The 23,040-nt window shown below is 59.7% G+C and carries 21 protein-coding genes; 14 read left to right on the forward strand and 7 right to left on the reverse strand.

Features of this window, described 5'->3' with window-relative positions; translation table 11 throughout:
- Nucleotides 1-77: 77 nt before the first annotated feature.
- Nucleotides 78-980 (reverse strand): LysR family transcriptional regulator, encoded by a 903-nt coding sequence (locus tag ACVWXD_RS09355; protein WP_260366805.1) that lies wholly within the window; start codon nt 978-980, stop codon nt 78-80.
- A gap of 101 nt (nt 981-1,081) precedes the next feature.
- Here ACVWXD_RS09355 and ACVWXD_RS09360 point away from each other — a divergent pair, with 101 nt between their 5' ends.
- Nucleotides 1,082-1,786, forward strand: a complete 705-nt coding sequence (locus ACVWXD_RS09360) for an SDR family oxidoreductase (RefSeq protein WP_260366806.1) — start codon at nt 1,082-1,084, stop codon at nt 1,784-1,786.
- 48 nt (nt 1,787-1,834) lie between these two features.
- Here the strand turns inward: ACVWXD_RS09360 and ACVWXD_RS09365 are convergent, their stop codons facing one another.
- Nucleotides 1,835-3,145, reverse strand: a complete 1,311-nt coding sequence (locus tag ACVWXD_RS09365) for an MFS transporter (RefSeq protein ID WP_122757460.1) — start codon at nt 3,143-3,145, stop codon at nt 1,835-1,837.
- A 161-nt stretch (nt 3,146-3,306) separates the two neighbouring features.
- On the opposite strand from ACVWXD_RS09365, the gene ACVWXD_RS09370 reads away from it, so the two are divergent.
- The 6 genes from ACVWXD_RS09370 (at nt 3,307) to ACVWXD_RS09395 (ending at nt 9,446) form a co-directional block, all read left to right on the forward strand.
- Nucleotides 3,307-4,413 carry a sugar diacid recognition domain-containing protein gene (locus ACVWXD_RS09370; RefSeq protein WP_032885687.1) on the forward strand — a complete coding sequence of 369 codons (1,107 nt, stop codon included), beginning with the start codon at nt 3,307-3,309 and terminating at the stop codon, nt 4,411-4,413.
- Between the two features lie 91 nt (nt 4,414-4,504).
- Nucleotides 4,505-5,644: a glycerate kinase gene (locus tag ACVWXD_RS09375; protein ID WP_457370887.1), complete on the forward strand. Its 1,140-nt coding sequence runs from the start codon at nt 4,505-4,507 to the stop codon at nt 5,642-5,644.
- Nucleotides 5,645-5,746: 102 nt separating this feature from the next.
- Nucleotides 5,747-7,021, forward strand: a complete 1,275-nt coding sequence (locus ACVWXD_RS09380) for an AAA family ATPase (protein ID WP_122757456.1) — start codon at nt 5,747-5,749, stop codon at nt 7,019-7,021.
- Nucleotides 7,022-7,053: 32 nt separating this feature from the next.
- On the forward strand, nt 7,054-7,737 hold the full coding sequence (locus tag ACVWXD_RS09385) for an HNH endonuclease family protein (RefSeq protein ID WP_164440552.1): 684 nt from the start codon (nt 7,054-7,056) through the stop codon (nt 7,735-7,737).
- 64 nt (nt 7,738-7,801) lie between these two features.
- Complete coding sequence (locus ACVWXD_RS09390; RefSeq protein WP_457370888.1) at nt 7,802-8,872, forward strand: DUF1176 domain-containing protein; 1,071 nt, start codon at nt 7,802-7,804, stop codon at nt 8,870-8,872.
- Nucleotides 8,873-8,933: 61 nt separating this feature from the next.
- Nucleotides 8,934-9,446 carry a GNAT family N-acetyltransferase gene (locus tag ACVWXD_RS09395; RefSeq protein ID WP_122765171.1) on the forward strand — a complete coding sequence of 171 codons (513 nt, stop codon included), beginning with the start codon at nt 8,934-8,936 and terminating at the stop codon, nt 9,444-9,446.
- Here ACVWXD_RS09395 and ACVWXD_RS09400 read toward each other — a convergent pair.
- Nucleotides 9,443-10,132: an aspartate/glutamate racemase family protein gene (locus ACVWXD_RS09400; protein WP_401379432.1), complete on the reverse strand. Its 690-nt coding sequence runs from the start codon at nt 10,130-10,132 to the stop codon at nt 9,443-9,445. The two genes, ACVWXD_RS09395 and ACVWXD_RS09400, sit on opposite strands and share 4 nt — an antisense overlap.
- 163 nt (nt 10,133-10,295) lie before the next feature.
- On the opposite strand from ACVWXD_RS09400, the gene ACVWXD_RS09405 reads away from it, so the two are divergent.
- Both ACVWXD_RS09405 and ACVWXD_RS09410 read left to right on the forward strand, forming a co-directional pair.
- A complete protein-coding gene (locus tag ACVWXD_RS09405; protein WP_032885682.1) occupies nt 10,296-10,790 on the forward strand; it encodes a hypothetical protein in 495 nt (164 codons plus the stop codon).
- Between the two features lie 122 nt (nt 10,791-10,912).
- Nucleotides 10,913-11,584, forward strand: a complete 672-nt coding sequence (locus tag ACVWXD_RS09410; protein WP_457370889.1) for a DUF3313 domain-containing protein — start codon at nt 10,913-10,915, stop codon at nt 11,582-11,584.
- Here ACVWXD_RS09410 and ACVWXD_RS09415 read toward each other — a convergent pair.
- From ACVWXD_RS09415 to ACVWXD_RS09430, 4 genes are all read right to left on the reverse strand, one after another.
- Nucleotides 11,581-12,564 carry a DUF3829 domain-containing protein gene (locus ACVWXD_RS09415; RefSeq protein WP_095184741.1) on the reverse strand — a complete coding sequence of 328 codons (984 nt, stop codon included), beginning with the start codon at nt 12,562-12,564 and terminating at the stop codon, nt 11,581-11,583. The genes ACVWXD_RS09410 and ACVWXD_RS09415 overlap by 4 nt on opposite strands.
- Nucleotides 12,561-14,111: a J domain-containing protein gene (locus tag ACVWXD_RS09420; protein ID WP_457370890.1), complete on the reverse strand. Its 1,551-nt coding sequence runs from the start codon at nt 14,109-14,111 to the stop codon at nt 12,561-12,563. The genes ACVWXD_RS09415 and ACVWXD_RS09420 overlap by 4 nt, the downstream gene beginning before the upstream one ends.
- A 116-nt stretch (nt 14,112-14,227) precedes the next feature.
- Entirely contained in the window at nt 14,228-15,628 is a 1,401-nt protein-coding gene (locus ACVWXD_RS09425) for a DUF1254 domain-containing protein (protein WP_181643462.1), read from the reverse strand.
- 219 nt (nt 15,629-15,847) lie between these two features.
- Complete coding sequence (locus tag ACVWXD_RS09430; RefSeq protein WP_181643461.1) at nt 15,848-16,213, reverse strand: response regulator; 366 nt, start codon at nt 16,211-16,213, stop codon at nt 15,848-15,850.
- Nucleotides 16,214-16,452: 239 nt separating this feature from the next.
- Between ACVWXD_RS09430 and ACVWXD_RS09435 the strand changes: the two genes are divergently transcribed.
- The 5 genes from ACVWXD_RS09435 to ACVWXD_RS09455 all read left to right on the forward strand — a co-directional run bounded on the left by ACVWXD_RS09435 (nt 16,453) and on the right by ACVWXD_RS09455 (nt 23,020).
- On the forward strand, nt 16,453-19,950 hold the full coding sequence (locus ACVWXD_RS09435; protein ID WP_286817680.1) for a response regulator: 3,498 nt from the start codon (nt 16,453-16,455) through the stop codon (nt 19,948-19,950).
- Nucleotides 19,951-20,781: a CheR family methyltransferase gene (locus ACVWXD_RS09440; RefSeq protein ID WP_177326419.1), complete on the forward strand. Its 831-nt coding sequence runs from the start codon at nt 19,951-19,953 to the stop codon at nt 20,779-20,781.
- Nucleotides 20,778-21,377: a chemotaxis protein CheB gene (locus ACVWXD_RS09445; protein WP_032885676.1), complete on the forward strand. Its 600-nt coding sequence runs from the start codon at nt 20,778-20,780 to the stop codon at nt 21,375-21,377. The genes ACVWXD_RS09440 and ACVWXD_RS09445 overlap by 4 nt, the downstream gene beginning before the upstream one ends.
- Complete coding sequence (locus ACVWXD_RS09450) at nt 21,371-22,564, forward strand: hybrid sensor histidine kinase/response regulator (protein ID WP_095184745.1); 1,194 nt, start codon at nt 21,371-21,373, stop codon at nt 22,562-22,564. Before ACVWXD_RS09445 ends, ACVWXD_RS09450 begins: the two co-directional genes overlap by 7 nt.
- Before the next feature lie 78 nt (nt 22,565-22,642).
- Nucleotides 22,643-23,020 (forward strand): response regulator, encoded by a 378-nt coding sequence (locus ACVWXD_RS09455; RefSeq protein ID WP_032885674.1) that lies wholly within the window; start codon nt 22,643-22,645, stop codon nt 23,018-23,020.
- Nucleotides 23,021-23,040 lie beyond the last annotated feature (20 nt).

A 23,040-nucleotide genomic window follows, 5' to 3' on the forward strand; every position in this document is an offset into this window, starting at 1 on the left:
AGCTCCTTGCGGCTGTGAGACGTCGTCCATGCAATACCAGACTCAGAGGCTCTGGAACAAGCCCTGAGCGTGTTTCTTCATTCGCTCAGCAACGCGTGGCAGCGTACTTGGAGAAACCGATGCAGCACTTTTACCCGCTCCGACACTTGCAGGCGGTGCGGGCACATCAGGTTGAATGGCGTCGGTTCGCCTTGCCAATCCGGCAACACGTGCACCAGGCGGCCGGCCTTCAGATCCCGGGCGATATCCAGGTTGGCTTTATAGGCGATGCCGTGACCGGCCAAGGCCCAGCGCCGCACAATTTCACCGTCGTCGCTCAGGTAATCGCCTGTCACGTTGACTTCCTGCAGCTCGCTGCCCTGGCGAAAGAACCACGTACTGTTGGCGCGCCCCTGACGCATGTACCGCAGTGTGTTGTGTTGCGCCAACTGCGCGGGCGTCGTGGGTGTGCCGTGACGCGCGAGGTACTCGGGGCTGGCACATGCAATGCGCTGGTGACCGGGCACGACAGGCAGTGCCACCAGACTGGAGTCACGGGGTACGCCGAAGCGCAGGGCGATATCGACGGTGTCGCGGAAAAGGTCAGCATTGCTGTCGTTGAGCAGCAATTGCAGACGGATATTCGGGTGTTCCGCCTTGAATTCGTCGAGCCAGCCCAAGACGACATTGCGTCCAAAATCCGACGGCGCGGCCAATTGCAGCAATCCGGTCAACCCCTGGCTGTGCTGCTTGAGGGCTTGTTCACCTTCGGCCAATGCGGCCAGGGCTTCGCGCACGCTGTCCAGGTAGCGCTTGCCTTCCTCGGTCAGGCGCATGCTGCGGGTAGAGCGCGCGAGCAGGCGAATGCCCAGCCGTGTTTCCAGACGCTTGAGGGCGATGCTGGCCGCAGCAGGCGTCAACCCCAGGCCGCGCGCGGCGGCGGACAAACTGCCCGTGTCGGCGGTGCGCACAAAAACTTCAAGGTCTAGGATTGAACTCATTTGTAAAAATCCTTTAAAGATCTTGTCGTTTTACCGGGATTTTTCGTCGATTGCCAAGCTGGGAAGATGAACGCTCACTTTCTGACCCAGGACATCTCCCCATGACATCTTCCCTCAACGGTAAAACGGTCGTCGTGATCGGCGGCAGCAGTGGCATTGGCGCGGCGGTGGCCAAGGCCGCCGCTGCACGCGGTGCTCAGGTGGTGTTGGCGGGGCGGCGCCTATCGTCGGGCCGCGACAACGGCCTACGCAGCGAGCCAGTGGATGTCACCGACGCCGCCTCCCTGCAGCGTTTGTTCGAAACCGTCGGGCGTTTTGACCATCTGGTGTACACCTCCGGCCCTTCGGTACGCGCCAAGACCTTGATCGAAACCGATTTGGACGAGGCCCAGGACAACTTCAACGTGAAACTCTGGGGCGCGTTGCGGGCGATCCAGCAGGCGCTGCCTTTCCTAGATGAGCGCGGGAGTATCAGTCTGACCTCCGGGCAACTGGGCCGTAAGTTGGCGCCGGGCCAGTTCATCAAAGTTGGTATCAACGCGGCCACTGAAGCCCTGGGCAAGCAGTTGGCAAAGGAGTTGGCGCCGCGACGCGTCAACGTGGTGAGTCCCGGTGTGATTGATACCCCGGCGTATGCAGGGTTGGCCGAGGACCAGCGCCTGGCGATGTTTGCCAAGGCCGGTGGCGCGTTGCCGGTGGGGCGCGTGGGGCAGGCAGAGGAAGTGGCGGCGGGGTATGTGCTGGCCATGGAAAATGGCTACATGACCGGTGCTGTCATTGATATCGACGGCGGCGGGCTGCTGTAAGCGCGGACGAGATGTGGGAGGGGCTTGCCCCCTCCCACATGGACGCCGTCAAGCCTTGAGGGTGCGCGTCATCCGCAACGCCAACACACTACCGGCCACAATCACCGCCGCCAGTAGGTACAACGCAATATCGGTGGACCCCGTCGTATCCTTCACAAAGCCCACGATGTACGGGCTGAGAAAGCCCGCCATCTGGCCCATGGAGTTGATCAACGCCAAACCACCCGCCGCCGCGCCCGCGCTGAGCATCGCAGTCGGCACTGGCCAGAACATCGGCAGACCGGTGAGGGCGCCCATGGTGGCGATCGTCAGGCCCAGAATCGCAATCGCCGGGGTCGTGGCGAAGTTCACCGCAATCACCAGACCAATCGCGCCCATCAACATGGGCACCACTAAGTGCCAGCGGCGCTCTTTGCGCAAGTCTGCGGAGCGGCCCACCAGCAGCATAAAGACCGCCGCCAGCAAATACGGAATCGCACTGAGCCAGCCGATCACCAAGTTATCGCTGAACCCCAGGTTCTTGATGATCGACGGCAGCCAGAAGTTGATCGCGTACACACCACTCTGGATGCAAAAGTAGATCAGGCCGAATGCCCAGATCGCTGGGTTCTTGAACACTTCGGCGAGGGAATCGGTGGTGGTTTTCGGCTTGTTGGCCAGGTCCGTCGCCTGGTCGGCTTCCAGTACCGCACGCTCGTGGGGTTTGAGCCACTTGGCGTGGGCAAACGTGTCACTGAGCAGGAAGTAGGCGAGGGCGCCGAGGATTACGGTGGGGATGCCTTGCAGCAGAAACATCCACTGCCAACCCGCCAAACCGCCTTGGCCGGCGGCGAAGTGGTTGAGGATCCAGCCGGAGAACGGGCTGCCGAGTAAGCCGGACACCGGAATCGCCGACATGAACAGCGCCATGATCCGTCCACGGCGGAACGTTGGGAACCACTGCGACAGGTACAGCACCACGCCAGGGAAGAAGCCGGCTTCGGCGGCGCCCGTGAACAGGCGCAGGGTGTAGAAATGCGTCGGCGTGGTGACGAACAGCAGGCACGTGGACAAGGTGCCCCACACAATCATCATCAACGCGATCCAGCGCCGTGGACCGAACTTGGTCAGCGCCAGGTTGCTCGGTACGCCGCACAGCACGTAGCCAATGAAGAATATCCCGGCACCCAGGCCGTACACGGTTTCACTGAATTTCAGCGCATCAAGCATCTGCAACTTGGCAAAGCCGACGTTGACCCGGTCAAGGTAGTTGAACAGATAGCAGATGAAAATGAAGGGGATCAGGCGCAGGGTAATGCGCTTGTAGATGGCGTTTTTATCGTCATCGGTGGCCAGTGTGGCAGCGGCGCTCTGTGACATGGCGTTCTCTCTTTATTATGATTTTTCGCGATGCGAGGGTAACGTTGATCGCTCAACGAGTCTCGGCCACGGGGCGGGGTGCTGTCTTTGTGCTCGCGCACAGTGATGGAAACTTTGCGCTGTGCCGATGAACAACCATGCTTTTTTAGGAATTTAGACTCATGTTCGAGTTGGATCATGACTTGGCACAGGACATCGTCGATCGGACCATGGCGATTTTGCCCTACAACGTCAATGTCATGGACAGCCAGGGACTGATTCTCGGCAGTGGTGAGTCCGAGCGCATCAACACTCGCCATGAAGGTGCGCAACTCGTGCTGGCCAATGGTCGCGTGGTGGAAATCGACGGCCAGACCGCCAAACACCTCAAGGGCGTACAGCCGGGTATCAACCTGCCGCTGATGCACGATCAGCGTCTGATCGGCGTGCTGGGTATCACCGGCGAACCTGAACTGCTGCGCACCTACGCGGAACTGGTGCGTATGACCGCAGAAATGTTGGTCAGCCATCGCCATCAGCAAGCCGAGCAGCAATGGCGACGCCAGCGTTGCGACGATCTATTGGCGTTGCTCCTCGCCGAAACCGGTGATTCGCCGCGCCTGGTCGACGAAGCTCAGCAACTGGGACTCAAGCCGCAGCTGGCGCGCACGCCGTACCTTTTCGAACTGGGGCCGGGCCAGTCGGCGGAGGCATTAAGCGCGTGGCTGACGTCGCGCTATCCGGACAGTTGGTGCGTCAGCTCGGCGCAGTTCTCGTTGTTATGGTGCCGGCCCGCGGCGGTGCAAGTGGATAATCCGCGTCTGCTGGAAAAGCTCGAAGGCCAAGGTTGGAATGTGCTGCGCGTAGCCGTCGGAGGGCAAGCGGAAGGACTGGCCGGGCTGCGCCGTTGCTATCGGCGCGTGGGTGACTTACTGGCCTACGGTCGCGATGTACTGCCGCACTCACGGCTGCTGACCCTCAACCGTTATCGCCTGCCGGTGATGCTCTGGCGCCATCGCAACGACGACGCCCTCGATGAACTGCTCAACCCCCTGCGCAAAGTGCTCGCCAAGGACAACAACGGCCAATTGCTGGCCACGCTGCGCAGTTGGTGCGAGCACGATGGTCAAAGCCAGGCCTGCGCCGACGCGCTGGGTATCCACCGCAACAGTCTGCGTTACCGCATGGAGCGCATCGCTGAACTCAGTGGCGTCGACCCGCTGACTCTAGACGGCATGCTCGCCCTGTACCTGGGCGTCCAGCTGTTGCCCCAGGCTTTGTCGGAATGAACAACAAACCTCACCCGCACTTGTGCATCGGACCGGCGTCATTCCCGGTGCCAACTGGCAGCATGGGCGTCATAAAAACCGGAGAAAGCCCATGAAAATCATCATCGCCCCCGACTCGTTCAAGGACAGCCTGAGTGCCGAAGGCGTTGCCCAGGCCATTGCCCAAGGCTTGGCCGAGGTCTGGCCGGACGCGCAGTTGATCCAGTGCCCGATGGCGGACGGCGGTGAAGGAACGGTGGACTCGGTACTCGCCGCCTGCAACGGCGAGCTGCGCCGCCAGGCGGTTCGCGGACCGTTGGGCGCGACGGTTGACGCGCGCTGGGGCTGGTTGGCCGACAGCCACACAGCGATCATCGAAATGGCCGAAGCCAGCGGCTTGCAATTGGTCCCACCAGGACAGCGCGATGCGTGTATCAGCAGCACTTACGGTACCGGCGAGCTGATCCGCGCCGCCCTGGATGCCGGCGCACAGCGCATCATCCTGGCGATTGGCGGCAGTGCCACCAACGATGGAGGCGCGGGGGCGATGCAGGCGCTTGGCGTGCACTTGTTTGATGCCCACTCCCAAGTGCTGGCGCCGGGCGGTTTGGCCTTAGCTGGCCTGGCCCATATCAGCCTTGAGCGGCTTGATCCGCGCCTGTCTGAGGTGCGCTTTGAAATCGCGGCCGACGTCAACAATCCCCTGTGTGGCCCCCACGGTGCCTCAGCCATTTTTGGCCCGCAGAAAGGTGCCAGTCCCGCACACGTCCAACAACTGGACGCGGCCCTCAGCCACTTCGCCGATCACTGCGCCAAGATCTTGCCCAAGGACGTGCGCGACGAACCCGGCAGCGGCGCCGCCGGCGGCCTGGGCTTCGCCGCCAAGGCCTTTCTCGGTGCGCAGTTTCGAGCCGGCGTGGAAGTCGTCGCCGAATTGGTTGGCCTGGACGCCGTCGTACGCGACGCTGACCTGGTCATCACCGGCGAGGGCCGCTTCGACGCCCAGACCCTGCGCGGCAAAACCCCTTTTGGCGTCGCTCGTATCGCCCAGCAGCACGGCGTGCCCGTGATCGTCATCGCAGGCACCCTGGGCGACGGCTACGAGCAAATGTACGCCCACGGCGTCGACGCCGCCTTCGCCTTGCCGAACGGGCCGATGAGCCTGGAACAGGCGTGCAGTGAGGCCCCGCGATTATTGCGCGAGCGGGCGGCGGACATTGCGCGGGTGTGGCGCGTGGCGGCGTACGGCTGATAGAAGCAGTGGTTAGCGCCGTGACAGATCTGTCGATAATTACTATGATCCGTGCTTACTTTGAAGACTGGCCGACCTGGCCGGGCATGTTGGAAGCCGATCATGCAGATCAAGCGTTTTACCCTCGTCAATTTCCGCGGCATCGAGAAGATGGAACTCGATTTCGAGGGCAAGAAGACTGTCGCCTTGGTGGGCGTCAATGGGGTGGGCAAGTCTTCGATTTTGGATGCGTTGGCGATTGCGCTTTCTAATCTGACCTCAAGGATTGTTAATCAGGCATCAAAGTCGAGGGCGATATCAAAAGATGACATAAAAGCCGGGGCTGAATACACGAGATTGAAAGTTGTTGCCGGGTTCCAAGATGAGCGCGATGTCGATTGGGCAATTGCACTTAACCGGAAATCGGGAAAGCATCCTAAGGAACGTAGCAGTGAGTTAGCCTTGTTAAAAGAGGCTGCGGCATCTTTCGAGATAAATGCCATTCACTACGAACTCGTTGGTGACAAATCTCTTCATTTGCCTCTTGCAGTTTATTACGACGTCCATCGAGCTGTATTAGACGTTCCTTTACGCGTTCGTGAGCGGTTGGTTAACACCATAGATGAAGGCTACGACGACGCGCTCGGTCATGGGGGAGCTGACTTCAAAAGATTTTTCATCTGGTTTCGCAACCAAGAGGATCTCGAAAATGAAATTAGTCGAGACCTGTCGGGGTTCCGTGACCATGAGCTTTCAGCAGTTAGACGGGCAATTGAAACATTCACCGGATTCAAGGACATTCGAGTACGTCGTAAGCCAACACTTAGAATGACTGTTCTCAAAGGTAGTATCGAATTCAACGTCCTGCAGCTTTCTGATGGGGAGAAATGTTTGCTGGCGCTGGTTGGCGATTTGGCCAGGAGACTTACGTTGCTAAATCGTGAAGTGCCCGATCCATTAAAAGGTAAAGGTGTCGTCCTTATAGACGAACTCGACCTCCACCTCCACCCCGGCTGGCAACGCACTGTCGTCGCCAATCTGGAAAAAACCTTCCCGAATTGCCAATTCATTATCACCACCCATTCCCCACAAATACTGGGTGAGCTTCCCGCTGAGTCTGTGATGCTGCTTAAGGACGGCCAATATCTAGGTCATCCAGAACGCGCGCTGGGCATGCGCAGCGGTGAAGTCATTGAGGAGTTGATGGGGGGAAGCGCGCAGAACCAGCACGTCAGCCGACAACTTAGAAAAATTCATCGCTACCTAGACGATGATGACCTTGATTCCGCCCAGGCCAACCTTATCCAACTGCGAGAACAGGTCGGAAAAATCCCCGATGTCCTCGAAGCTCAAGCCAGCATCGACTCTCTGAGGTCGTTAGAAGAGGGCGAAGCGTGAGGTCTATTAAAAAGGGTGCAGAACCGCGGGCCTTGATTGAATGGAAAAGGGAAAACCGAGAGACGCCCCATAATCTTTACTACGGAAGGGGCAGCAGCTTTCCAAGTGAAGCAGTGCGTCAGGCGCTCTTGAGGGAACAGTTTCATTTGTGTGCTTACACCTTGCGGCGGCTTCCGACAGCGGCGCAATGTCGGGTGAAGGGTCAGGGCACGCAATTTAGCTGTCACATCGAACATGTCCTTTCACAAAAGCACCACCAGGCTGAAAGCACTGCATATAACAACTTGGTGGCGTGCTACCCATCCAGCCAAACCAAAGTTGCGTGCGGCTATGGGGCAGTGGAAAAAGATGACTACGACTCGGCCCGTAAGCCTTTTGTTTCGCCGCTGACAACCAATGTCGAGCGCCATTTCAGATACACCAGTGACGGCTATGTAGAAGGCCTGAATTCTGATGCGATTGAGACCATCGAGGTTCTCAAACTCAATCATCCTACTTTGGTCAACGACCGAGCTGCCGTCATAAAAGGCCGGTTGAAGCCTCGTGGCACGCCGGTTTCAGCAGCAACCGCCCGGCGAATGGTCGACGAAGTTGACACTCCCGACGCCGAGCATTGCCTTCCGGAATATTGCGAGGCGCTTAAGCAGCAGGCCGAGCGTCACGCACGGCAACTCGAAAAACGCGCGGCTCGCGTACGCGGTCAAGTAAGGCCCTGAAGCCTACCCCCGCCGACCTCTAACATGGGACAATCCGCGCCTTTTTTCGACACGGAGAGTCCCCATGCTGCGCCCCGCACTCCTGGCCTTGCTGTTGACCAGCACTGCCACCTTCGCTCAAACCAACACTGAAAGCGTTCCCTTGCTCCGGGAAATCAAGAATTGGGTAACGGGTTGCGACAACCTGCGTAATTGCCATGCCCTCAGCGCACCCAGTGGCGTCGACGAGGAGGACTACAGCTCGCTGACTTTGCATATCTGGCATCAGGCCGGGCCTGAAGGTTACCTGCGTTTGCGCTTCGACCACCGCGGTGAGGCGCTCGACCTGTCGACCCTGCTGTTGGACGGCCAGCCGCTGGGGCTGGAGTTGACGCAGGGTCTGCACGTTGAACTGGACGATCAGGGCGGTGATCCCGAGGTGCAGTCCTATGGCGTGATCGAGGAGGCAGTGGCGCGGCGTTGGTTGCAGCGTTTGCGTAATGGCCAGCGCCTGCAATTGCCGGGGGATGAACAGGCGCATGTGTCGCTGAGTGGGCTGAGCGCTTCACTGCTGTTGATGGATGCGGTGCAGGGGCGGGTGGATAACGTCACGGCCTTGGCCCGCCCAGGTAAGGGCGCGGCCAGCGCCGTGCCTGCACGTTTGCCCACACCGGTGCTGCGTAAATTCCCAGGAGCACCGATGTTGACTGCGCAGGAGCAGGCCGGTCTTATAGCGGCCGCGTTGCACACCGTCACGCCCGAGGACAACGGCACCGGCAGCGCACCCGAGGCGAACGCTGGTGCCCTCACGGCGCAGCAGGCGATGACCGTGGTGCGTTATGACTGCGCGGCCTACAACTGTGAATACGATGTGGTCAGCCGCCAGCGCCAGGCGCCGTATGCCGAAACTCCGATGCAGCTTGAGCCCTTGCCATTAGGGATCGAGCCACTGCAAGGCTCTGTGGGATATGACGCAGCCAGTGGCACCTTGAGTTATTTCTACAAGCTCCGGGGAATTGGCGATTGTGGCGCGGGCGCCGTCTGGGTGTTTGACGGCAAGGGTTTCCAGCTCAGTGAACTGCTGTCCATGCCGCGCTGCACTGGGGTGGGTTACGGTGATTGGCCGGCGTTGTGGTCGACGGCGCCAGCGCCCTAGCCATCGGGCGGGCAGGGCCTCTACACTGGCTGGCCACGTGTTTTTCAAAGGATGAAACACCATGCACACACCTGAACCCCATATCGTGATCCAGCGCTTTACCGAGGCCCATCTTGAGGGCGTCGCAGCGCTCTATAACGAACCGGCGGTGTGTCGACAGGTGCTGCAAATGCCTTACCAATCGGTGGAGGCCTGGCGCAACAAGCTGGTGATGGACAACGAGCGTCGGCTGCAACTGGTGGCGGTGCACGGCGGCGAGGTGATCGGCCAACTCGGCTTGGAACAGTACCTGCGCGTGCGCCAGGCCCATGTGGGTTCGTTCGGCATGGGCGTTGCGCCGGCCTGGCAGGGCAAGGGGGTGGGGTCGCGTCTGTTGAGCGCTGCGCTGGACGTGGCTGACAACTGGATGAATCTTCACCGCGTGGAGTTAAAGGTGTACGCCGACAACGAAGCCGCGCAACACCTGTACCGTAAATTCGGTTTCGAGGTGGAAGGTCTGCTGCGCGATTACGCCCTGCGTGACGGTGTGTTTGTCGACACCGTCAGCATGGCCCGTCTGCGCCAGCGGGGTTAACCCAGAGCAAACGCCACCGCAGCCTGCGCATGCAGCTCGGTGGTGTCCAGCAGCGGCAGGTCGCTGTGTTCGGGCTTGATCAACAGGCCTATTTCCGTGCAACCAAGGATGATTGCCTGGGCGCCACGGGCGGCCAGGGATTTGATCACCCGTTGATAGATCTGGCGTGAAGTGTCGCTGATCACGCCCACACACAACTCTTCGTAGATGATGCGGTGCACATCCTTACGCTCATCCGTGTCCGGCACCAACACCGTCAAGCCGTGATCGGTCAGGCGGGACGTGAGAAAGTCCTGCGCCATGGTGAATGCGGTGCCCAACAAACCGACCGTCAGCGTGCCGGCCTCCACTGCGGCCAAACCGGCTGCATCGGCGATGTGCAGGAACGGAATCGACACCGCCGCTTCGATGCGCGGCGCCACTTTATGCATCGTGTTGGTACACAGCACCACACACTCGGCGCCGCCAGCCTGCAGGCGGCGTGCAGCATCTTCGAGGATCTGCGCGGTGTCATCCCAACGCCCCGCATGCTGGGCCTGTTCCACTGGGCCGAAATCCACGCTGTACATCAACAGTTGCGCCGAGCGTAGCGGGCCCAGTTGGTCGCGCACACGCTGGTTGATGATGCGGTAATACTCGGCGCTGGACTCCCAGCTCATGCCGCCGATAAGGCCGATGGTGCGCATGTGATCTTCCTGACAAGGGATGTGACTTCACCTTACCCACTGGCCAACCAATAGTCATACGCAGTTGCCAGCCAAATGACCGGTGCAGTTTTAAGGCGTACGGCGAACCGCCGCATCTGCCATGATCAGTCTTCGCAACCTGGCTCACCCAAGGAAATCCGCAATGGACGATGTACAACAACTGGGCGAGATGCTTCGTCATTACGCCGACAGCGAAGCCCACAAAAAACAGCAATTCGACGTGCAGTCAGCCCGCTGGGCGCAAAAGCTCGGCGAGTTGTTCGGGCAGATTGAGCTGTGGCTGGAACCGGTCAAAACCGTCGGGCTGCTGGAAGTCAATCGTGAAGCCTATGTGGCCAGCGGCCCGAGCGTGCCGGTGGAGACGTCCACCTTCAAGACTGAGAAGCTCATTGTGCAGATCACCGGCAAAACCGTGGAGTTCGTGCCGGATGTGATGGGGGCGGGCGGTTCGATTTCCGTCGCGGTGATGGGCTTGACCGCAGCCCGCCATGGCAGCGTCTCGCTGGTGCTGGCGGCCGACAAGAACGACTGGCTGTGGAAGAAAACCAATGGCCTGAAAGACCCCGACACCTTCGGCTTCGACGCCAACTTCCTGGCTTCGCAATTACAAAGCCTGATCCCGCGCGATCGCGCTTGAGTCGTCAGCTTTGACGCCGATCCCAGGCCTGGCAAATGCCCGAGGCTAAATAAGGCGTATTCCCCAGGATTGGCTATACCTACAGCTCACTGTTTCGATGATGACCGCCAAGGAGTTCGATGATGAAACTAAGGCTAATGATCGGCGCGCTGTGTATCGCCACGCTGGGGATGACCGGTTGCGCCAGCAAGGTCACGCAACCGGATGAGTATTCGGGCTTTCTGTCCGACTACAGCCAACTCAAACAAGCCCAGTCGCCGTCGGGCGCCGTGGTGATGCGCTGGGTCGATCCCAAGCTGGACCTGAGCCGCTACAACGCGGCGTACATCGAACCGACTCAGTTCTACCCCAAACCCCACGCCACCGCGAAAATCCCCGAGAGCACTCTCAACGGTATCAACGCCTACTACAACCAAGCGCTCAAGCGTGAGCTGGCCAAGTCACTGCCCCTGGCCAGCGCGCCCGGCCCTGGCGTGATCGTGGTGCGCGCGGCAATCACCGCCGTCAGCAGCAAGACCGAGGGCCTGAAACCCTATGAATTCGTCCCGGTGGCCTTGGTGGCAGCGGCGGTGAGTACCGGTACCGGCATCCTTGACCAGGAAACCACTTTGGGGACCGAAGCGCAGTTCCTCGACGGGGCCACTGGCAAGGTGATCGCCCAGGTGGTGCGCAAAGGCACCGGCAAGCCGTTGGACAATGCTGCCCAGGTAATGAAGGCCGATGACGTCAAAAGCGTGATCGATGGCTGGGCGTCGGACCTGCATCAGTCCTATGTAAAGCTCAGAAACCACTAGAACGCATTTCTGGCCAGGCGGTTGTAATAGCTGAGCAGGGCGTCGTAGCGGCGGGTGACGCGGTAATAGTCGTCACTCAACTGCTGCGGCGCGGCGTGGTCCTGCCAGTCCTGGTGCAGGGTGGTCAACGCCTTGAGGTATTCATCGGCAGGCGCCTTGATGTTGTACCAGAGGTAAATCGCCTCATCGTCCAGCCTTCTGCTGGGCATGGCATTGAGAAAGACTCTGCTGTCCTCGGCGGCCTTGCGTACCCCCTCGGTCAAGTCAGCCACGCGCTGCGGGGTCAGGTTGGCGTCGCGCACGCCTTGCTCGATCTGGTTCACCGCCTGGCGCGCCGCGATCATGTAGTTGAGCAAGTGCCACTGCATGTCTCGGCCAAAGCGCGCTTCCAGCAACGCCAGTTGCGCGGGACGCACACTCAGGTCTTCATCCGCCAACTGTTGGCGCAGAGAAGTGGACGCCGTCAGGTACTTTTCGACGACCTGATCGTAGGCCAGCAGCAATTGCTTGCCAGCGGCCTCTGACGCTATTTCCTGCGTTGTCGGCGCCAGGCTGCGCGCCTGCACGCGAGTAACCCCATCGGCCAGTGCCGTGACGTTGTACAACGCTTGCGCGTAGGCACCGGCGGCGGCGAGCAAGTTGCTGTCGGGCGCCTGGCGTTCCAGTTTCACCGTGTACTGCTGCGAACATACCGACCGCTGGATAAGGTACGGCTCGGGCTCATTGCGGTCGCCATAGGTATCGAGGGTGGGCTTGTCGGGCTCCACTTCGGGAATGGGGTAATACGCGAGGCGCGTATCCCGGTCGACGCGGTTTACGCAATCAATGATCGGTGCCAGGGCACTGGCTCTGGCAGTGTAGGGACTGTCGCGCTGGTCCAGCCACAGTTGCACTTTTTGCAACGGTCTGGTGGCGCTGGCCACCCCGAGCAGGCCAAGGCCCAATGCGATGCTTATGGGTAACAACCATTTTGGATTCATAGCTTGCCCTCCTGGCCGTACCACTGCACTTGGGTGGCGGGCGCCTGGCACTCAACCACGCTACGTGGCATGCGGCTGCACAGGCGTTCGGTCCACTGCTGCAGACCTTGGTTGCGGGTAACCAAGTGCTGGTTGTCGAGCATCTTCAACCCGGCATAGAGCGCGACCGCGCCAACAAGACAAAGCGCGCCGCCCAGGACGGCCCAGCGTGGATGCCGGGCGGTCCACGGGGTGTGGTGATTCATGAACGGCCGCTTGATCAAACCCACCAGCGCCAGTGCGACCGCCAGGGTCAAACTGGCGAACGGGCTGAACACATAACCCAACGCTGCGGCCAGAATGAGACCCGGTACCAGGTCACGTATCGGCAGCAACGGCAAGTGGGTTGGGCTGAGCCAGCGGGGCAAGCGTTGGCTGAGTTGTTCATCCAGCACGCGGTAATGGTGGGCCAGCGGTCGCCAGGCCTGCCAGGCTATGCCCGCACACACCACGGCGCCGATCGACCACAGAATGCCCTGGCCCAGGGTCGGTATTACTTTGCCGGCCAAGGCTTCGGCCTTTACCAGCACACCCACCAGGCAACTGAGCACCAGCGCAACGATCCACGGCCAGCTGTCCATGGAGGCCTCCCAGCCCTGCCAGAAATACACCGTGCCACCGGGCATGCCTTCGGCAACGCTGACGTGGTCGGCATAAATATCGGCACTCAACGTCTTGCAGGCCTTCCAGTCGTCTTCGTCGAAGCGCTGAGCAAAGGCACGGCGCTGGCCAAGGCTCATGGGTGCCAGTAGCAAGCGCGCGGCACGCTGTTGCGGGCTGTCGGGCGGTTGTGCGGCCAATGCACGTTGGTGCGCCATAAAAGCAGGACCTTCTTGGCGCTTCAACATCTGCGCCCAGTCTCCAGCGAGGCACCCATGATCTGCGCCACCGTGCCAGTTTTGTCCGGCGCAAACCGCTTCGAATACAGTGCTCGACCAGTAATGATGGTTGGCAAGCAGTCTGGCCAACCATTCGTTGAACCACTCGGCATGAGGATGATTGTTCACCCAGGCATGCGCGTTGGGTGTAGCGGCGTAGGCCGCCAGGAACGCAGCGTCGTCTTGCTGGCCAAGGGCTTGGTGCAAGGGGTTCTGCAATTGGGTCCGTTGCTGGAACTCCAGGGTGCTGATTAACGCGCTGGGCAGTTCCAGGCGTTGCCAGGCAGTCAGCCAGTTGAAGGTTTCGAAGGCCCACCGGGTGTCTTCGGCATTCAGATCGCCTTCGATGCAGCGCTGTAACAGGTGGACTTCCAGCAACAGCGCGGTGCCATCGGCCATGGCCGCTTCGTAATGCTGAGCGAGGGTTTGGTCGGGCGTCTCGACCAGCACGTCATCAGCGACCTGCTCGTCCGGGTTCCACGCCAGTGCAGCCTCATAGGCTTCGCGCAGGCGCTGAAAGCCTTGCGGGTCATCGTCCGGGCGGGTCTGTTTCAGCAAGGCGGCGTATTGGCGCTTGATCGTACGGCTATCGGCATCCGGCGTCAGGCCGAGGACATTCCAGCAAGTCATGTGCGGTACAGCTCCCTAGACAATCGCAGGCGCCATGCCTGTTTTACGGCGTGATATTCCAACGGTATGGGGCAGGGCGCGCCCGGTCCAGCGCTGTTGCGACCGGGCGCGAGGTGTCACTTAAGCGGCGTCAGTGGCGGTAGCTTCCATTGACCGGAACCTACCTCAGGCTTGGGCAGGTAAATGCGCAGCACAGCGAAGAATGGGCCGGGTGGAGCCGGCAACCAGTTGCTCTGTTCGGCTTTCGGTGGCTCATGGTGCTGTAGCGCCAGGGTCACGCCGCCATCGGCGTCGCGCTTGAGATCAGGCAACATATGCGAGTTGATCAGGTAGCGTTTCTTGTGGTTGGGCACCAGCAACTTGGTCTTTGCGTCGTACAGGGTCAGGGACCAGAACGCATCGGCTGGCGGCAGTTGGTCCTTGGCGAAATGCACGGTGTAACTGTGGCGCGCACCGTTGGCAGGCTTGCCTTCGCTGTCGACGACGTACTCGAGGTAAGCGGCCTCGTCGCTGGAGTTGCCGAAGATCCCCATGTCCGCACCGGCGTAGCGGTACAGGTAGTTGTTTTGCAGATGGTCGCGACTGCCGAACAAATCACCGCTGGGCACTTGATGCGTGTCGATCCTGTCTTTTTTGAACGCTGCAAATTCAGCGCGGGCATCGCTGATGCCATCTTCCAGGGCTTTGCGCTGCTCGGCGGTCAACTGGTTGAGCGCGAAGGGTGCGCCGGGGGCGATGCCGATCCTGGCAAAACGCGCGAGCAGCTCTTTTTCACTGTCCTGAGGGGCGGCGAAGGAGAGCATGAAGTTCAGGTAGCGGAACAGCTGCGGGCCTTCGACCATGGTCGCCGTAGGCTTGGGCCATTCGACCTTCGGCGCCTTGGCCGGCGCGGCTTGTTTCACATAGCTGCTCAGGGACTGGACTTTGTAGCCGCTCTGGATCTGCTTGACCTTGTTCAGGTCTTTTTCATCGAACAGCTGCGTGCGGTACAGGGCGTAGGCGATGTTGCTTTCGCTGTACACCACGCGGTCAACGTCCACCGGCTGCTGACCTTTCCAGTCCGGGCCGGCAATCATGTAGTGGCCGCCGTTGTTGCCGGTGCTGCGGGTGCCCAGGTAGGCGAAGTTCTGTGTGTAAAGATCGATCAACTGCACCGAGTAGTAACGGTTGTCTTCGATCTTCGGCAACGTCAGCACCAGCGGCTCGCTGCGCAGGTCCATCCATACAAACGAGTAGGCCGTGTCGGAGCTCGGGGTCACGGACGCCGTGTCTTTGGGCGTAAACACCTGGGCGGTGTTGCCTATCCGGTTGAACGGCGCCTTGAAGTTGGCACCGCCTTTATCAACGGCCTGGGTGTAAAGCGTCTTGTACATCTGCACGACCGGGTAGCCATACAGATACGCTTCCTTGGCGATAGCCCGCGCTTCGCCCGGGGTCGCGGTGAAATCGGCCAAGGCGCCGGTACTCATGAGTATCGAGAGGCTCGCCAACAGCAGGCGCGTCGGTTGTTTGATCATGTTGTTGCGTCTCTTAATGAGCAGGGGTGATGTCTTCCAGTTTTCAGCTTTTATCGACGTTGGCCTCGGTCGGCGCATACAGCCGTAAAAAGCTGAACCCGTGTTTGCCGGACGAAGTTTGCACCCAGTTGCGCTCGAAGTCTTTTGGCGCGTGCGTTGAGGGGCACGATCGCGCTAGCGTCCTATTGAATGAGTAACGGGGCAGGGCGGCGACGAGTGTCAAACGTTGGGCAGCATCGCTTTGACTTTGTCACGCAGTTGATCGATGGAAAACGGCTTGGCAATCACCTGCATGCCGTCAGGCACATCGATGTTTTCGGCATAGCCGCTGGCGAACAGGATGGGCAGGGAGGGGCGCAACTCACGCACTTTGGTTGCCAGTTGCTTGCCGTCCATATCGGGCAAGCCAACGTCGGTCATCATCAGGTCAATCACCTGGTCAGTATCTTTAACCTTTTCCAAGGCCTTTTCAGCGTCGCCTGCTTCAAGCACCTTGAACTCCAACTCCTCAAGCACATCGACGATCAGCATGCGCACGATGGCGTCGTCTTCAACGACAAGGATGGTGGAGATGACTGTGGACATAATATGGAATTCCCAAAAAAGGCGAGGTTTACCGGCTGCCGTTCTGACAGGCCTCTTCCTTGAGTAAGCGCGGCCTGTAGACAAGTTCCCGCAAGCGGTAAAAACAATGCAATACAAAAGGCTAGGGAGAATAGCTTGTTCCGCTGTAGGAATCTGTACAAAACAGCTTTAGAAAAATGGTCTTGCCCGCCAGTTTGGGGCAAACTCCCGGTTTTTCCGTATTTGGCCAAGGCATGCCCATGACTCCTGCGTCGTCCGTCGATGAAAAGAGCTTTCGTAACCTCCTGAGCCGGAACGTGGCATTGCCCCTGGGTGTGGGTGTGCTGAGCGCCGTGTTTTTCGTCTGCCTGATTACCTATTTGCTAACGGTGATCAAGTGGGTTGAGCACACCGATCGGGTAATCAATAACCTTAACGAGTCGTCCAAGCTCACCGTGGACTTGGAAACCGGCATGCGTGGTTTCCTGATTACCGGCGACGAGCATTTCCTCGACCCATACGAAGTGGCTAAGCCGCGCATCATTGCCGACCTGCGCAATTTGCAGGAACTGGTGGCCGATAACCCGCAACAGGTCGACCGCCTCAAACGCCTTGAGGCCATGCAGGACGAGTGGAATAAATACGCCCAGTCGATGATAGATATGCAGCGCCAGAGCGGTGATTACCGCGGCGCGGTCAAGGCTGGCCGCGGCAAGCGCCTCACCGATGAGATTCGCAAGGAGTACGACGATGCGGTGGCGATGGAGCAACAGCTTCGCCTCACTCGCAATGAGGACGTGACGCGCACCACGGTGATCAGTGTCACCTTGTACCTGGTATTCGTACTCGGTTTGAGTGGCTTTCTGGCGTATATCGGCAGGAAGAATTTACTCTCTTTATCAGAGAGTTACGCCGCAACCCTCGCGTCTCAGCAGAAGATTGCACGGCGCCTCGAACAGCAGGCTTGGTTGCGCAACGGGCAAACCGAGCTGGCCGAGCAAGTGCTGGGCCAACTGAGCCTGAACATGCTAGGGCGCAATATCCTGCAGTTTTTCGCCCAATACATGGGCTCGGCGGTTGCGGCGCTGTATGTACGCGAAGAGCACGGCGGCCTCAAGCGGGCCGCCACTTATGGCTTCTCCCGTGACCAGGAGCAACTGGAACAATCGATCTACAGTGACGAAGGCATCGTTGGGCAGGCTGCCCAGCTGGATCGCCTGATTCGCCTGGACGATGTGCCGGTGGACTACTTTAAAGTCAGTTCCGGCCTTGGCGAAGGCGCCACCCGCAGCGTGCTTGTGATGCCGACCAGCGATGATGACCGCGTCAACGGGGTAGTCGAACTCGGCTTCCTGCGCCCGCTGGAGGACCGTGACGTTGAGTTGCTGGAACTCATCGGCGGCAACATCGGCACCTCCATCGAAGCCGCGCGTTATCGTCAGCGTTTGCAGGAAGTGCTGGCCGAAACCCAGCAGCTCAACGAAGAGCTGCAAGTGCAGCAGGAAGAGCTCAAGACCGCCAACGAAGAGTTGGAAGAGCAGTCACGCATCCTCAAGGAATCCCAGGCCCACCTGGAGACCCAACAAGCAGAGCTGGAGCAGACTAACGAACAATTGGCCGAGCAGGCCCAGACCCTGGCCGAACAGCGCGACGCCATGGACCGCAAGAACATCCAGCTCAATCAGGCTCAGGTAGAACTGGAAGACCGCGCCGAAGAGTTGCAGCGGTCCAGCAAGTACAAGTCCGAATTCCTCGCCAACATGTCCCACGAACTGCGCACGCCGCTGAACAGCTCGTTGATTCTGGCCAAATTGCTGGCGGAAAACCCCCAGGATAACCTCAGTGCCGAACAGGTCAAGTTCGCCGAATCGATCTATTCGGCCGGTAATGACCTGCTCAACCTGATCAACGACATTCTGGATATTTCCAAGGTGGAAGCCGGCAAACTGGAAGTGCGCCCGGAAAACTCCAGCGTGACGCGTCTTGTGGACGGTCTGCGCGGGATGTTCGAGCCGCTGGCCGCCGACCGCAAGTTGGGGTTCCAGGTGGAGATCCAGCCAGGTGCGCCGATCATGCTGTACACCGACCGCCAGCGCCTGGAGCAGATCCTCAAGAACCTGCTGTCTAACGCGGTCAAGTTCACCGAACAGGGCCAGGTCAGCCTGTCGGTATCAAGCGCATCGGAAGGGGGCATTGCCTTTACCGTGCGCGATTCCGGGATCGGCATTGCTCCGGACCAGCAGGAAAGCATCTTCGAAGCCTTCCGCCAGGCCGATGGCACCACCAACCGGCGTTACGGCGGCACCGGCCTGGGCCTGTCGATCTCCCGGGACCTGGCGGCCTTGCTGGGTGGCTACATCAGCGTAACCAGTGAACCGGGCAAGGGCAGCGTTTTCACGCTGGTATTGCCGGAGCAGTACGTGGAGCGCGCCGAAGACGCGCCGCCGATCGAGCAGCCGCGCCAGGCCGTCGTAGTGCCGGCACCAACGCCGATCAAAGTGTCTCCGTTACCGGTGACCGACACTAAACTCATCCCGCGCTTTGCCGACGACCGCGACAAGGCACCGTTCACCACGCGCTGCATCCTGGTGGTAGAAGACGAGCCTAACTTCGCGCGCATCCTGTTCGACCTGGCCCACGAGCTGGGCTACCAATGCCTGGTCGCCCACGGTGCGGATGAGGGTTATAGCCTGGCTGAGGAATACATCCCCGATGCAATCCTGCTGGACATGCGCCTGCCGGACCATTCCGGGTTGACCGTGTTGCAACGCCTCAAGGAGCACGCCAGTACCCGTCATATCCCGGTGCATGTGATATCCGTCGAAGACCGCGTCGAAGCCGCCATGCACATGGGCGCCATCGGGTATGCGGTGAAACCCACCACCCGCGAGGAGCTCAAGGACGTATTTGCGCGCCTGGAAGCCAAGCTGACCCAAAAGGTCAAGCGCGTATTGCTGGTGGAAGACGACGACCTGCAACGCGATAGCATTGCCCGCCTGATCGGCGACGATGACATCGAAATTACCGATGTCGGTTACGCCCAGGCCGCGTTGGAGCTGCTGCGCACCAACGTCTACGACTGCATGATCATCGACCTCAAGCTGCCTGACATGCTCGGCAACGAGCTGCTTAAGCGCATGGCCACCGAGGACATTTGCTCGTTCCCGCCAGTGATTGTCTACACCGGGCGTAATCTCACCCGAGATGAAGAAGCCGAGCTGCGCAAGTACTCGCGCTCAATCATCATCAAGGGCGCCCGTTCGCCGGAGCGCCTGCTGGACGAAGTCACACTCTTTCTGCACAAAGTCGAATCCCAGCTGTCCCATGACCGCCAGAAGATGCTCAAGACTGCCCGCAGCCGCGACAAGGTCTTCGAGGGGCGCAAGATCCTGTTGGTGGACGACGATGTGCGCAACATCTTCGCCCTCACCAGCGCCCTGGAGCATAAAGGTGCCGTGGTGGTGATCGGGCGTAACGGCCGTGAAGCCATCGAGAAACTCAATGAAGTCGACGATATCGACCTGGTGCTGATGGACGTGATGATGCCAGAGATGGACGGTTACGAAGCCACCGCCCTGATCCGCCAGGACCCGCGTTGGAAGAAGCTGCCGATTATTGCGGTGACGGCCAAGGCTATGAAGGACGATCAGGAGCGCTGCCTCGCGGCGGGTTCCAACGATTACTTGGCAAAGCCGATCGATCTGGACCGTCTGTTCTCACTGATTCGCGTATGGCTACCCAAGATGGAACGCATTTAAGTGGAGCACGTTTTTTTGGACAAGAGCAGCGACATTGAGCTGCGCCTGCTGATTGAGGCGATATACCTCAAGTACAGCTATGACTTTCGCGACTACTCGGGTGCGTCGGTCAAACGCCGTGTGGCTCACGCCCTGCGCCAGTTCGACTGCGCGACCATTTCGGCGTTGCAGGAACGGGTGCTGCATGATCCAGCGGCATTCATGCAATTGCTGCAATTTCTCACGATCCCGGTGAGCGAGATGTTTCGCGACCCGTCGCACTTCCTGGCGATCCGCCAGGAAGTCGTACCGCTGCTCAAAACCTATCCGTCGATCAAGATCTGGATCGCCGGCTGCAGCACAGGGGAGGAGGTGTACTCCATGGCGATCCTCCTGCGCGAAGAAGGGCTGCTGGAGCGCACGATCATCTATGCCACGGACATCAATCCTGCCTCGCTCGATAAAGCCAAGCAGGGCATCTTTTCCCTGGAGAACGTGCGCGCCTATACCGCCAACTATCAGCAGGCGGGTGGGCAGCGTTCATTTGCCGACTACTACACGGCGGCTTACGATTACGCGATCTTCGACAAGACGCTGCGCGAGAACGTGACCTTTGCTGATCACAGCCTGGCGACCGATAGCGTATTCTCAGAAACTCAATTAATTTCATGCCGTAACGTACTGATTTATTTCAATAAAAAGTTGCAAGACAGGGCGTTTGGATTGTTTCATGAGTCGCTGTGCCATCGCGGCTTCCTGGTGCTGGGCAGTAAGGAAACCCTGGATTTTTCTGCCTACAGCAAGCAGTTCGAAGCCTTGGTCAAGCAAGAGCGGATCTACCGGAAATCATGAACGACGCGCAAGCCAGCCCGATTCGCGGGATTGAAGCCATCGTCGTCGGCGCGTCTGCCGGCGGTGTGGAGGCGTTGCTGCATATTTTTGGCGAGCTGCCTGCGGGCTTTGGATTGCCGATCATTGCCGTGCTGCACCTGCCAGATGAGCGCCGCAGCCAGCTGGCCGAGGTATTTGCGCGGCGCTTGCGTATCCCGGTCCTTGAAGCTCGTGACAAAGAAATTATTGCTGCGGGCTCCCTGTATTTCGCCGGTCCCGGCTATCACCTGTCGGTGGAGCATGACCGCAGCCTGTCCCTGAGCCAGGAGGATCGCGTGCATCATTCCCGGCCCGCCATCGATTACCTGTTCGCGTCCGCCGCTGATGCCTATGGCAAAAACTTGCTGGCTATTCTGCTGACCGGCGCCAACCAGGACGGCGCGAAAGGGTTGGCCCATGTCAAGCGCTCGGGGGGGATCACCGTCGTGCAAGACCCCGCCGAGGCGCGTATTTCGGTGATGCCGCTAGCGGCCCTGGCCTTGCATACACCTGACCATATTCTCACGCTGAGCCAAATTGGCTCGTTGCTGGCTTTGCTGGAATCCTCCCCATGTTAAGTACCTTCCAGGCCAAACTGCTGATCGTCGACGATCTGCCGGAGAACCTGCTGGCTCTCGAAGCGCTGATCAAACGCGAGGATCGCCAGGTCTTCAAAGCGTTGAGCGCCGACGAGGCCTTGTCCCTGTTACTGGAACACGAATTCGCCATGGCGATTCTCGACGTGCAGATGCCCGGCATGAACGGTTTTGAATTGGCCGAACTGATGCGAGGCACCGAAAAAACCAAGAACATCCCGATCGTGTTCGTCAGTGCCGCCGGCCGCGAACTCAACTACGCCTTCAAGGGCTACGAGAGCGGCGCGGTGGACTTCCTGCATAAACCGCTGGATATCCACGCGGTGAAGAGCAAGGTCAATGTCTTCGTCGACTTGTACCGCCAAAGCAAGGCCATGAAGCAACAGGTTGAAGCGTTGGAGCGCAGCCGCCGCGAGCAGGAGCAGTTGCTGAACCGCCTGCAGGCCACCCAGGCCGAGTTGGAACAGGCTGTGCGCATGCGTGATGACTTTATGTCGATTGTCGCCCATGAGGTGCGTACGCCCCTTAACGGGCTGATCCTGGAGACACAGCTACGCAAGATGCACCTGGCCCGGGATAACGCCGCCGCGTTCACCCTGGACAAGATGCACGCGATGGTTGACCGCGATGAGCGGCAGATCAAAAGCTTGATTCGCCTGATTGAAGACATGCTTGATGTGTCGCGCATTCGCACCGGCAAACTGTCGATCCGCCCCGCAAGGTTTGACCTCGCGCAACTGGTCAGCAACCTGGTGGAGAACTTCGCGCCACAAGTGGCAGCCGCCGACTCGTCGATGCAACTGGTTGTGCAAGGGCCCGTCGAAGGGAACTGGGATGAGTTCCGCATTGAGCAGGTAGTCACCAACCTGCTGACCAATGCCTTGCGCTACGGGGCCAAAAGCCCGGTGGAGGTGCAGGTGTACAGCGAGCATGGCGAAGCTCGGGTCGAAGTGCGCGACCACGGTATCGGCATCAGTGCAGAGAACCAGAAGCGTATTTTCCAGCAGTTCGAGCGCGTGTCTGCCAGTCAAGTGGCGGCGGGCCTGGGCCTTGGGCTGTTTATTTCCGAGCAGATCGTTGCGGCCCATGGCGGCACCATCGAGGTCGAAAGCCAAATAGGCGAGGGCGCGCTGTTTCGGGTGTGTCTGCCCCTTGAAACGTCAGCGTGAAATCAATCGTCACTTCGACGCAACCTCTGCGTGACCCCATGGTCGTACTTGCAGCAATTGACCGAACGAAGGCTTCCCATGAGTGAAGATGCACAAGATGTCGTACTGATCGTCGAGGACGACGAATCCATTATGTTTGTGCTGGGTGAATACCTGGCAGGCCTGGGTTATCGGGTCCTGAAGGCGATCGACGGCAAGCAAGCGTTCGAGATTCTGGCGACCAAGCCGCACTTGGACTTGATGGTCACCGACTACCGTCTGCCGGGCGGGATTTCCGGGGTGCAGATCGCAGAACCGGCGATCCAGTTGCGACCGGAATTGAAGGTCATTTTTATCAGCGGTTACCCGCAGGAAATTCTCGAATGCAACAGCCCGATCACGCGCAATGCGCCGATCCTGGCCAAGCCGTTTGACCTGGATACCCTGCACGAGCATATCCAACGCTTGCTGGCGTGAAAAAGTGGCGCGTGGGCGCC

The organism is Pseudomonas sp. TE3911 (assembly GCF_054062775.1).